Source organism: Pauljensenia sp. C0170B4 (assembly GCF_056590235.1).
Genome location: NZ_JBWPVS010000001.1, coordinates 1 through 12,701, shown reverse-complemented (window position 1 = coordinate 12,701; position 12,701 = coordinate 1). Strand labels below are relative to the sequence as shown.

Here is a 12,701-nt window from a genome sequence, read left to right as displayed (position 1 = left end):
AGAATTTGCAATGAAGCACCTACTCAGATCGGTCGCGCTCGCAGGGGCGTGTGCGCTTCTGGTCCCAGGAATGATGTATGCGACGCCGTCCCTCGCGGCACCCTCGTCTGAGGCACCTGAATGGGCATTCGGCCACGCCCAAACCTCGTCAACCAGTGATCCAACAAAACTCGATGTCCTGGGCGTGTGGGCGCACCCCGATGATGACGCGTCCTTCAGTGCACCGTGTGGCGTGTGGGGTGATCTTGCCGATGTACGCTGCGGCATTATGCTGACCACGCGCGGCGAGGGCGGCTCCAATTCAGTCGGCTCCGAAGCCGGGCCGAACCTGGGCCTGCGACGTGAAAACGAAGACCGTGCGGCGCACGTACGTGACGGCACAGTTGATGTGTACTTCCTTGACCGGGTGGACTTCTTCTACAACACGTCCGCGCCGCTGACTCACCAGCTGTGGAACCATGAAGAAACGTTGCGCCGGGCCACACAGGTTGTGCGTGAGACCCGACCCGAAATCCTGGTGACATGGCCCGCCTCCTTCGACGCTGGTCACGGCAACCACCAGGCCGCCTCGATGTTGGCATGGGAGGTGGCGCAGGCAGCTGCTGATCCCAACCGTTTCCCTGAACAGCTCAGCGGACCCAACGCGGTTCAGCCCTGGCAGGTCAAGAAGGTCACCGAATACGTCTTTGACTTTGGCAACACCACCAAGCTGCCTGATCAGGCCAACTGTCTGGCTGGCTACGCCGGAATCGAGGGACGTCCCTACACCGTGGCCGGAACGTGGACAGGATACGAATCTGAGTACACGTGGGTGGAAGGCAACGTGCAGGGACAGCCTGCCGGAACACCCAAGACCTGGGCGCAGGTTGGCGGTGAAAACGCCAAGGCTCACGCCACTCAGGCCCGCCTGATGGAAAAGACCGTTGTCGACAATCGATGTACACGCTTCCTGGTGGGTAGGTCGTGGGTACCGATGCAGGAAAACGGCACCGAAGGTGGCGGCGATGATCGTTCCATCCTCTTCGGCGCATCCCTGCCTGACCCCAGCGGCATGCCACTGGGCACACTGATGTATGGATCACCGGAAGCCCAGATGGTAGCTCCCGGTGAATCGGCCGACGTCACTGTCACGCTCGTGGCTGGCGAGCAGGCAATTCCGGCCGGCACCGTCTCGATTGACGTCCCCGAGGGGTGGACCGTCAGCGACAAACAGGCAATAGGTGAACTGGCGTCCGGTGACTCAACCGATGTCACGTTCACTGTGACCGCCCCTGACTCCAGTGCCCTCGGCACGATGCGTCTGCCGATCCGTTTCGCCTCAGATTCTGCCGAGATGACGGGCTACAACGAAACCCATGTTGACGTGGTGGCCCCGGTCAACGGCCGCTTCACGCGTGCCGGCAACGCCGCCTACTACGATCAGTGGACCGAAGATTACAACGTCTTTGTCTACGGCCAGTCACCGGCGCGGCGCGCTATCGGTGCAGGTGAATCGATCACGGTTCCCGTGACCGTCACAAACCGTTCCAGTGAAGCGCAAAGTGGCACGGTCGAGCTAACGGTTCCGGAAGGATATGCACTCAACCACCCGTCACAATCATTCGAAGGGGTCGCACCGGGTAAGACGGCGACGGTGGAGTTCATTCTCACTCACACTGATCCTGCTGCCGTCGGCAATACGATTGACGAGGTCACAGCCACCACAACCGCTGGAACATCGGTTTCGACCGAGAAGCTCGAACTGAATGTCGTGCCGACGACGGTGATCCCCAAGCTTGCGAAGGCCCCTGCTCTGGATGGTGACGCGTCAGCCTACGGCAGCACACCGATCAGCGTTGCCGCACGGTGGGAAGGCGAGGAGTGCTCATCCGAGGCTGACTGCGGCGGCACGTCACAGGCATGGCTGGGATGGTACGACGATGCGCTGTACGCTCTGGTCGATGTGGTCGACGAGCAGGCCTCAGCGGCGGCACCACCTGACCGCTGCTTCGGTCACTGGCTGGTTGACTCCGTTGAATTCCTGCTCGACCCGCTCGCACCGTCCAACGACACGTCCACCACGTTCAAGCTCGGTGTTTTCCCATTCACTGACGACCCTGACGGCCGGAACGGCAACGGCGCGAACGGCCCATGCTGGTCGCGTGACGCTGACCATCATCAGGGATTCTCCACCGGACCGTTGGCGGAAACTATCGAGGGTGGCCTGAACGCTCCCGGCGTTGAAGTCAAGGCATTTGCCCCTCGTGACGATTCGGGTGCCTACACGGATGGACACTACAAGCTGGAAGTCAAACTGCCGTTGGCAAACCTGCCGGCAGCAATTGGTCCCACGTCCACTGCACCGACCGGAGATCAGGCCGGCAATGCTGTCAACCCGACCTACCTGGGCTTCAACATCACGCCGTACGATTCCGATACGCCTGACTTCGTTGGCCAGACCCGTCTGGCCTGGTCGGCTTTCGGATCTCAGCAGTCTGAGCCGTACCGGTGGGGTCACGCCTACCTGGACGGGTACGAGCCTCCGACGGACCGTTCCCATGAAGCTGGCGCTCCCATCATTCCTGACAGCGCGCTGGACAGTATTGATTCACCTCAAACGGTGTTCCAGTCCGCTACACGAGGCGTGCCGATTGCAGGTCTGATGCCCGCCGCCGATGTCACCGTGGCTCCGAGTATCGATGCCGAGGCCATCCGCGTTCCGCTGTCGGGAACTCAGGCCGGCACGGCGCGCGCCTTCCTGTGGAAAGGGGATCCGTCCTTCATTCCGGTGTGGACGTCCAGCTGCGCGAACTCCGCGCACAACTTCGACGCATGTTCACCTGATGACGGGGCAGCGATGCCGTGGCAGCCGAATATGGGTGGCAGGCTCCTGGCCAGCGTTCAGGCCGACGTGGGGAGCACCGACATGACGATCGAGCTGACCGATGAGATTCACGCAGCACTGGGTACCGACGTTCACCTGCTGGTGTCCTACCGCAACGGTGACACTGTCAACGCGTGGGCCTACCCGCTAGTGGCGAAGAAGGCCGGTGACACGCCTACACCCAAGCCGGATACCGACAAGAAGCCCGGCGATCAGGATGGGCAGCGTGGCGGCGACGCCGATCAGGGCGATCCGAACGCAGCCGGCCGACCAGGTGGCGTCGCACGAACCGGCGCGTCAGGTAGCGCACTCATCATGCTCGCAGCGTTCGGCGTGGCCGGAGCTGCAGGGCTGGCAGCATCGCGGCGGCGACACTAACGCTGATCGCGACGCATTTGAGCAAGGAGGTTGAAGCCGTTCGGCCCGTACCACACGTCGATATCTTCCGGGATGTCATGGAGTGCTTCGGGCCGAAGCGGCGTCAACGTGCCGTGCGAAAGCATTTGCTCAAACTGAGTCAGTGATCGGATGGCGATCCCGGCAACACGTTCCGGATATTTGCGGGCAAAGTCCGCATAGATTTCCGGGTCGTGTTGCCCGTCGTCTCCCACCAGGAACCATCGAACGTTCGGAAGTTCAGTGACCAGGCGCTGCAGTTCGCGCCGTTTGTGTTCACGGCCCGAACGGAACCATGTATTGGCGGACGGCCCCCAGTCAGTCATCAGAAATGCTCCCTCAGGGAAGCCCATCCGCCCCAGGAAGTCCCGCATTGCGGGCAACACGTTCCACGCACCGGTCGACAGGTAGATGACGGGAGCGTGCGGCCGGTTAATCGCCTCAGCGTGCTGGTCACCTTCAGCCAGTTCGTTGAGCAGGCGCATCATTCCCGGCACCGACTGACGTGACGAAAAACGATCGACGAGGGCGTGCCGCAGCGCTATTGCCATACGTGGCAGCATCGACACCAGCACCGTGTCATCCAGGTCAGAGACGACCCCGACCCGCTCATTATCACCGATGATGCGGACTTTAACGGCGACGGGCTGGCCGGCACGAATTCTGCCCGAACGCTTCTCACGCTCAGGCGTGTCTTTCCTGTCGGGCTCACTTGCCGTCAAGACAAGATGCTCAATGTAGGACAGGTGGCCGCCAGCCGTTGAGGAAAGATTCTCCGGCACCAGCTGGTACAGTTCCTTACCTGCAGTGACGAACACCTGCTGGCCTGACGGCATGGTGGGGATGGCATTGATGCGCTGAAGAACTGCCCGTTGTTCGCGTGAAAGCTGAGTGCGCAGTCGGCGGCGCTCCGCAGTGGGCGTGACATCGGTGTGCGTATGTTCGTTGCGCACGTGATGCAGAATCGGAGCGTCGCCCTCGACAATTCCCAGGTGTGCCACGTCGCCGGCGTGCAGAACCTGAATCCACGCGTCATGCCAGCCGGGCGCAAGTCCATGGTTGCTCAGTGTCAGGTCGATGTAGCCTTCCGCGTTTGCGAAGCAGATGACGCGTGCCTTTCCCACGGTGATCAGGGCGGGTTGGCGTGGCACCTGCGCGTCGAAGAACTGTCGCCAGCCGCGCCTTTCGGCCAGCCATCGACGCTGATCATCTGTGCGGCTCATGAGGGCGCGCGCCAGGATGCGCACCTGCGTTGCAGAGCCGTACCCTCCGAATCCGACGACGGAGGGATAGAAACCTCCGAAGGCCAGTGCATGCGCCAAGCCGGTGGAGGCGAATTCGCTCACCGTATTCACTGCGCGCAACAAAGGCGCGAATGTGGCGCGGGCACCCTGGTTCTCGCGGCGGGCATCCCCTGTGTGCAGGCTGTCGGGTTGATCCCCTGTGTCCGGTTTAATCGTCGGATTCACCTTTCGTGTTGTGCTCACTGAGACGCGAATCAGCCTGCGAGGCGAGGGCGCGAACGGTTACCAGCGTACCAATGAGTTCCGCGGTTGCCCTCCGAACGACTGATTCGCCCACTCGTCCTTCGCGCACCGCGCGCACAATCGGAGCCGTGAAAGTGTCATCCGGGGAGGCCGGAGTGATCCAGTTGGTGCCTGCAGGCACCATCATGTCAACCGGGCACGTGTCGTAGGAGGTCCAATCGGTCATGATCATGCCGCGCCAGCCCCACTCGCCTCGGATAATCGTCTCCAGCAGTTCGGTATCTGCAGCGGTGTGACACCCGTTGACGCCGTTGTAACTGGTCATCAGCGTTGCGGCCGGGTGCACGCCGATCGCGACTTCGAAGGATTTCAAGTACAGTTCACGCAGCGCACGCTCCGGAATCAGCGACTGGTTGCGTTTGCGGGAGGCTTCAGCGTTGTTCGCCAGGAAGTGCTTGTAGCAGGCACCCACTCCCCCGCTTTCCAGGCCCTTCGCAAAATGCCCCGCCATCATGCCAGTCAGATACGGATCTTCCGAAAAGTATTCAGGGTGGCGCCCGCACAGGGGGTGGCGATGCAGATTCATGGCCGGTGCCAGGATCACGTCAATCCGGTTGGCGTGGGCTTCCTGGCCGATCACCCGACCGACTTCCTCAGCAAGATCCACGTCAAATGTGGAGGCGAGGACGACCGTCGTCGGCATCCCGATGTTCGGTTTCCTGATGTTGACACCGGAATTGCCGTCGGCCACTACGAATTCAGGCAGGTCAACGCCCGCGACGGTGGCCATGATGCCGGCAGCGCCTGTCCCTTCCATCCCCCAGTCGTCTCGCGAACACACCAGCAGCCGCACACACTGATCCACGTCGAGCTGTCTGGCCAGGTCAGCTGCCGTGGCCCGCCCTGCCGCCACGTCGTCAAATGTGACTGGGGTGTCAGAAGGCAGGGCTTCCTCCAGTCCATCCCGCGAGGGGACATGGCGCACGGGGATAAAACCGGGAGTATCCCTGATTTCGCTGCGCGTGCCCTGAGGCCAGGTGTGGGACGGGTCGCGCCGTGAAAGCGCAGTGACCGGCTCAGGTGCGCGCATTACTGGGTGCCCGTGGGCAAGAACTCGGTCAGCGTCAAGACGGAACTGGCAGGTCTGGCCGGCATCGGCCGCGTCGTGTCCGACAAACAGGGTGTACTCACCTTCCGTCACGATCCAGCTGGACACCTCTTCATCCCATACACTCAGGCGGTCAGCGCCAACGTCCAGGTGCACGACATGTGATTCACCTGGCTCAAGGAGTGGCGTTTTCGCAAATGCCACGAGTTCACGTTCAGGTGTTTCGATCCGCTCATGTGGCTTGCGCACGTAGGCCTGGACGACGTCCCGGCCGGCACGCTCCCCCGTATTCGTCACTGTCACATCGATTTGCGCATGCGGGTGGCCCCCCTCGTCACTGTTGATCGTTGCCGAGGGCGTCAGGTCGAATGTGGTGTAGCTGAGTCCGTAGCCAAATGGGTAGGCCGGCTCGGCGTCGAATGTGGAATAGAAGCGGTAGCCCACATAGATGCCTTCTTCGTACGCCGTGTCGATCCATGTGCGGTGTTCGGCGTTGTAGCGCGTCTTTCCACCTGCACAGTCGTAGAAGTTGACGTCGGCGGGCAGGTCCGCGAGTGCCCGTGGCCACGAATCTGACAGGCGGCCAGAGGGGTTCACTGCACCCGACAGGACGCGTTCGATGGCGGGGCCGGCCAGCATACCTCCCACTCCTGCAAGGATGAGCGCATCGACCGGGTAGGTGTCCATGAAGGACACGTCAATGGGGTACGGAGTGTTCAAGATGACGACGGTGCGGTCGAACAGGTCGCATACAGTGCGCACGAGGGTGTCCTCGGCGCTGTCAAGTCTGAATTCTGCCTCATCTGAGCTGTTGTCCGTGTTTTCTCCGCAGGGGCGGGTGAGCACGATAATGCCGGTGTCGGACAGTGCGCGGGCGCGATCACGCAGGTCACGTGGTGGCAGATCGTTGGTTCCGGTGCGGTAGAAACAGGCCAGTTCCTCGTTGAGAGTGAACGTGTCGGATGCTTCGATGGCATCACGCAGCCGCACCGTGTAACGCGGGTTGATCCTGCCTGCCCCGACGATGGCGGTGCGGAAGGCGTGCACGCCTGCTCCGAACAGGTTGAGTGTGCCCGAAGGCAGCGGCAACGTGTTGCGCCGGTTTTCCAGCAAGACGATTCCTTCTTCGGCGGCGCGCAGGGCGATGGCGTCGTGGTGTGCGAACGCTGGATCGGGGGCAGTGTCGGGCAGGGTGGTCAGCGTGAAGCTGGTCGGTTCCATCACCGTGCCGTTCAGGTCGCGAAATCCCCGGACCGTGACGCGGTGGCAAGTTCCTCGCTGGGTGAGCACGCCGAATACTGTGATCCCCAGGTGGGTCACGCCCCGCATAGCCAGAACGTCAGCCAGCACGTACGGGGTTGGGGAGCCGTCCAGGAAAACATCGCCCGGATGTTCCTTGTCGATCTGCGTGCTAAATGCCAGTGAGACACAGCCTTGAAGGGAGCGTTCCAGCATGAACATCTGGCCGTCGGGATCATCGATATCGACGGTGATTCCCTCGGACGGGATGCGCAGCGTGGGTGCGGACGGTGTTGGAGTAACAGCCATGTCAGGTTCCTTTCACAGGTCAACAGGATCAACAGGATCAACAGGATCAACAGGATCAACAGGATCAACAGGATCTGTCACCAGCTTATCCACGTGCGCTCATGGCGCACACTTTAATGTGGGTCACCCTCACTGTGAGAATCGTTGGAAGTGTGCTCGTCAGGCGTCTGCCCGTTGGAGGCTGGTTCTTGGGAGGCTGGCTCCTCGGGTGAGCTCGAGGCCGTGTCTGAGTCTGCGCCTTCGTCTTTTGGCGAGTCTGCGATCAGTGGTTCGGCTTCAGCGCGCAGCACGTCGCGACGCAACCTGGGCAGTCCGATCAGCATGACCGCGACCATCACCCAGCCAAAGGACACGGTAACGAGGAAGCCGCCGTGAGCGCCGGACGCGTCGATCACGCGGCCACCCAGCGTCGCCCCCACCGACACACCGATATTCATTGCCGTGGACATCCACGTCAATCCCTCAGTGAGCTGTGAGGAGGCTACGACTTTCGACACAATCGCATTGACGTTCGTCATGGTCGGCGCTATTGCCAGTCCCGTCACGAGCATTGCCACGCCAAGGGCAAGCAGGGAGTGCGCCAGCAGGAATGTTGACACACCGATGGCGAGTGCCAAGATTCCGATGGCAAAGAGTTTCCACAGCGCAGTGGTCCAGTGGCGAGCACCGTAGAACAGTGCAGCCGTGAACGACCCCATTGCGAAGAAGCCGAGCAGCACACCGGCGAGTTCCGGGTGAGCGTGCTCTTCAGTGAAGGCCACCACTGCCACGTCGTTCGCACCGAACATGACACCCGCACCGATGAAGGTGAGCACCAGGATGATGATGACAGGGTTGAGCAGGACGGTCGGCTGGCGCACGCCCTTGATTTTCGGTGTCGGGGTCGGCTCGCTGGCGCGCTGCGGAAAGAACCCGATTGAGCCGACGATGATGAAGAACACCGACAAAATCAGACCCGTCCCCGGATGGAGCGCTGTTCCCAGCAGCGTGGCAACGATCGGTCCGATGACAAAGACAACCTCGTCAACTGCAGCTTCAAATGCGTACGCGGTGGTGAGCTGTTTCGGCGTGCGCACCACTTTTGCCCAGCGGGCACGCACCAGTGCACCGGGTGAACCCCACGTTGCGCCGGACAGTCCGGCGAAGATGAACAACACCCACGAAGGGGCGTGCAGGACGGCGGCACCAAACAGTCCGATGGTCGCAAGTGCCGACACCACCAGGGACGGCACCATAATCACAGCCTGGCCGCGTTGATCGACCAGGCGGGCAAGTATCGGGGCGCAGATCGACAAGGAGACGACGGAGATTGCACTGACCGCGCCCGCAAGCGTGTAGTTGCCGTACATGCCTTTGACCAGCAGAATCGTTGAGATTCCCATCAATGACATGGGTGCGCGCAGCACCATACCAGCCAGTGAGAATTTCCATGCCCCTCGGATGCGCAGCAAATCAGCGTAATTCGAGAGCACGATTCACTATCCTAACCGTCTGCAGGCGGGTCAGCACCACCATTTTTGGCCAGATTCGTCACCCAGACGGGTATAGAATCACTGCTCTGCCGGCAAGTTTGCAGGCCGGGCCCGCCTCACCTTCATTCCAATCTTCCGGCAGCGTGCAGCAGCGCCGCATCAAGCCTTACGTGAGTGCTTCGCTCACCACGTCACGCGCAGCGTCCTGAACCTTCGCAAGGTGGTCATCGCCCTTGAACGATTCGGCGTAAATCTTGTACACATCCTCGGTTCCTGACGGGCGGGCAGCAAACCACGCGTAGTCAGTGGTCACCTTCAGGCCGCCGATTGCCGCATCGTTGCCCGGTGCGCGCACCAGTTTCGCGGTAATCGGGTCGCCCGCCAGCTCCGTTGCGCTCACATCGTCAGCAGCCAGGTTCTTCAGCTTGTCTTTCTGCTCCCGGTTCGCGGGCGCATCGACACGCGCGTACGACGAGGCTCCGAAGCGTTCCACCTGCTCAACGTGAATGTGCGAGGGCGACTTGCCTGTCACCGCCATGATTTCCGAGGCGAGCAACGCCAGGATGATGCCATCCTTGTCGGTGGTCCACACGGTGCCGTCTTTACGCAGGAACGAAGCTCCGGCCGATTCTTCACCGCCGAAGCCCACTGACCCGTCCAACAGTCCGGGCACGAAGTACTTGAAGCCCACGGGCACCTCGATCAGCGTGCGATCCAGTGATTGGACGACACGGTCAATAAGGGAGGAGGACACCAGGGTCTTACCGATCGCTGTGGACTCTGACCATCCTGGGCGGTGCGTCAGCAGGTATTCGATGGCGACCGCCAGGTAGTGGTTCGGGTTCATCAGGCCGTCAGCGGTCACAATGCCGTGACGGTCTGAATCTGCATCATTGCCGGTGGCGATGTCGTAGGGGGTGTGCCCGTTGGCATCGGGCGTCATCTGATCACGCAGGGAAGCCATCGCGTAGGGAGATGAACAGTCCATGCGGATCTTGCCGTCCCAGTCCAGCGTCATGAACGACCAGGCCGGGTCGACTTTCGGGTTGACCACCGTCAGGTCCAGATCGTACTGTTCAGCGATTGCCGCCCAGTAGTCCACCGAGGCGCCACCCAGCGGGTCTGCTCCGATGCGGATCTTCGCTTCGCGGATTGCATCCATGTCGATGATCGTGTCGAGCTGGCGCACGTAGTTCGCCAGGAAGTCGAATGTGCCCACACATTCGTGGCTGTACAGGTCAGTGTCGAGGACGCGCGGGATGGAGCGCCATCCTTTTTCAAGGAGCTCGTTGGCTCGCTGCGCGATCCACGAGGTGGCATCCGTGTCAGCCGGGCCACCGTGAGGCGGGTTATACTTGAAGCCACCGTCGCGCGGCGGATTGTGGGATGGGGTGATGACGATGCCGTCAGCCAGTCCGTCACCACTGGTGCGTAGATTTTCGGGCGCACCGTTCGCATTGAGCACGGCCAGGGACAACGCGGGGGTCGGCGTGTAGGAATGACGCTCGTCAACCTTGATCTGCACGCCTGCAGCGGCAAGCACCTCAACGGCAGTTTTCCATGCAGGCTCGGACAGCGCGTGAGTATCGCGCGCAATGAACAGCGGGCCGTTATATCCCTGGCTTTCGCGATACTCCACGATGGCTGCGGTGATCGCGACGATGTGCGCCTCATTGAATGCGCCATCGAGTGAGGATCCACGGTGCCCGGAAGTTCCGAACACGACGCGTTGGTCCGGATTGCTGACATCCGGCTCAATGTCGTAATACGCGGAAAGAAGTTCTTGAACGTCGATCAGGTCTTCTGGTAGGGCAACTGTGCCAGCTCTTTCATGCATGACTCCAGTGTGTCACTGATCGGTGGCACCTGTCGCCCTATTCCAGCTTTCGGCACGTGCCTACTTGGTTGCCGGATCATCTCCATCAGTGGGATTAATAGGCGTTTCCAGGGAGGATTCACCTGAATCAAGGTTCTCATCAGCAGCAACTGCTCCGCCTGCAGCATCGGTTGCATCAGCGGCGGTGGAGTCTGCCTCGTCAGTGTGTGCCGGCGGAACGACCGGCTTGGCTGCGGCAGCCTGCTCAGCCTGCTGGCGACGCGAATGGCGTGCCCACAGCAACGCGGCGATGGCGAGGACAACCAGCAGGAGGCCAATCAGAACGTACGGCAGTACAGTTGCGCCGGTGTTGGCCAAAGGTGACGACGCGTTGAACGTATTGATGACAGTAGGCATCTGAACTCCACTGAGACGGTAGGCTGAGTACTGATACAACCACTCTACGACGAAAAGGCAATGACGCGATAGAGGCTCATCAGTGCCATTGGAGGTTAACGAAGACAATGGGTTGGATTGGTTCAGTTGAACACAATAACTGGCTATCGGCACAAATGCGCGCCCTCCTGGAAGAGGCGAAATGCACGATGGCATCCACCGGGTTTGCTCACCTGACCACGGAGGGGGACGCTGACACGACCCGACCAGTGGAGCTCGCGGTCACCTCGCGCATGACCTACGTGTACTCGTTGGGTATCCTGATGGGAATCCCCGGTTGCCGTCGCTTCGCAGACCACGGGATCCACTGCCTGTCGACACATTTTGTGGATGAGACTCAGGGCGGCTGGTTCACCGGCCTCACACACGACCTGGATGCTGAGGGCAACGCGGTCCCGTGGGAAGGCCCCTACGCCGACATGAAGTCGCAGTTCCATCACGCGTTCCTGATTCTGGCGGCTTCCGCGGCTACAGTCGCCAACAGGCCCGGCGCGCTTGAACTGCTCAACGCTGCACTGCACGATCAGGAGCGGTTCTGGCTGGACAAGAACGGGTTGGTGCACGATTCACTGACCGCTGACCACAAGCCGACCGACCGTCTGCATGCGATGGATTGCCTGCTGCACACCGCCGAGGCTTACCTATCGGCCGCCGAGGCGACAACCGATCCACTGTGGATTGAACGTGCCGAAGTGATCGCGCAGTTCGTCAACGAGCAGGCGTCATCCCACAACTGGCGCCTGCCCGAATACTACGACGCGCAATGGAAACCGCTGGATCATGTCCCCTCCGGTTTTGACGACGGTCGGCGCGTGTACACCGGCTACGTCATTGGCCACTCAATGCAGTGGGCGCGCCTGGCTGTCCATATTCGCGCCGCATTGCGCTCGATGGGCCGCCAGCAGCCGGATTATCTGTTCGAAATGGCGCAGGAGCTTTTCCACCGCGCCCGCGTTGATGGGTGGCGCCGCAACGGAAAGCCAGGTTTCGCACTGACCGTGTCCGCAGATGGTGAACCTGTGGATACGCACCACCTGCAGTGGGTCGCATGCGAAGGTGTGTGCGCTGCACTGGCGATTCGCCGCGCAATGCTCGATGACGGTGTCAACCCTGCAGAGGTGGAGAACTACGAGCACTGTCACCGTTCCTGGCTCGACTTCATCAACGACTACCTGATCTTGTCTCCTGGCAGGTGGATTCGCGCGCTGGATGAGAACAACGAACCGGCTTCCGAGCCGATCGCCTCGCGCCTGGATGTGTACCACGCAATCCAGACATTGTTGATGTCACGCGTGCCGCTGTGGCCGCCGTTTGCCTCGGCAATTTCGCGCGACCTGCTGGATCATCCGGAGGAAGCACCTACGGATCGGCGTTCGTGGAACATTTTCAAGCATCGCTGGTAGGCCGGTTCGACTATCGCGCGCGGCGCGTGATGCGGGTGGGTCACCCTCGTTCGTCATCATCATTGACGAGGGGACCAGCGCGTTGATGGTGCCGTGGTGTTGACATCGTTACGTGTTTCACTGCTGTTTCAGATTTTCATCTGCGCGCCTGA

Annotated in this window: 7 protein-coding genes; 2 read left to right on the top strand and 5 right to left on the bottom strand. The window is 61.2% G+C overall.

The features are described from left to right. Positions 1 to 10: 10 nt before the first annotated feature. Positions 11 to 3,241, top strand: coding sequence for a PIG-L family deacetylase (locus tag AC1EJ1_RS00035; protein ID WP_480295131.1), 3,231 nt, complete (start codon positions 11 to 13; stop codon positions 3,239 to 3,241). Here the strand turns inward: AC1EJ1_RS00035 and AC1EJ1_RS00030 are convergent. From AC1EJ1_RS00030 to AC1EJ1_RS00010, 5 genes are all read right to left on the bottom strand, one after another. Then, positions 3,238 to 4,746: an App1 family protein gene (locus AC1EJ1_RS00030; RefSeq protein WP_480295130.1), complete on the bottom strand. Its 1,509-nt coding sequence runs from the start codon at positions 4,744 to 4,746 to the stop codon at positions 3,238 to 3,240. The genes AC1EJ1_RS00035 and AC1EJ1_RS00030 overlap by 4 nt on opposite strands. Next, positions 4,712 to 7,402, bottom strand: coding sequence for a beta-glucosidase (locus AC1EJ1_RS00025; RefSeq protein ID WP_480295129.1), 2,691 nt, complete (start codon positions 7,400 to 7,402; stop codon positions 4,712 to 4,714). Before AC1EJ1_RS00025 ends, AC1EJ1_RS00030 begins: the two co-directional genes overlap by 35 nt. Positions 7,403 to 7,515: 113 nt before the next feature. Next, complete coding sequence (locus AC1EJ1_RS00020) at positions 7,516 to 8,874, bottom strand: MFS transporter (RefSeq protein WP_070725428.1); 1,359 nt, start codon at positions 8,872 to 8,874, stop codon at positions 7,516 to 7,518. Between the two features lie 166 nt (positions 8,875 to 9,040). Beyond that, positions 9,041 to 10,711: a phosphoglucomutase (alpha-D-glucose-1,6-bisphosphate-dependent) gene (gene pgm, locus AC1EJ1_RS00015; protein ID WP_058237549.1), complete on the bottom strand. Its 1,671-nt coding sequence runs from the start codon at positions 10,709 to 10,711 to the stop codon at positions 9,041 to 9,043. A gap of 60 nt (positions 10,712 to 10,771) precedes the next feature. Further along, positions 10,772 to 11,107: a hypothetical protein gene (locus tag AC1EJ1_RS00010; RefSeq protein ID WP_285015975.1), complete on the bottom strand. Its 336-nt coding sequence runs from the start codon at positions 11,105 to 11,107 to the stop codon at positions 10,772 to 10,774. Positions 11,108 to 11,214: 107 nt separating this feature from the next. Between AC1EJ1_RS00010 and AC1EJ1_RS00005 the strand changes: the two genes are divergently transcribed. Continuing rightward, a complete protein-coding gene (locus tag AC1EJ1_RS00005) occupies positions 11,215 to 12,549 on the top strand; it encodes an AGE family epimerase/isomerase (protein ID WP_285015976.1) in 1,335 nt (444 codons plus the stop codon). Positions 12,550 to 12,701: the final 152 nt, after the last annotated feature.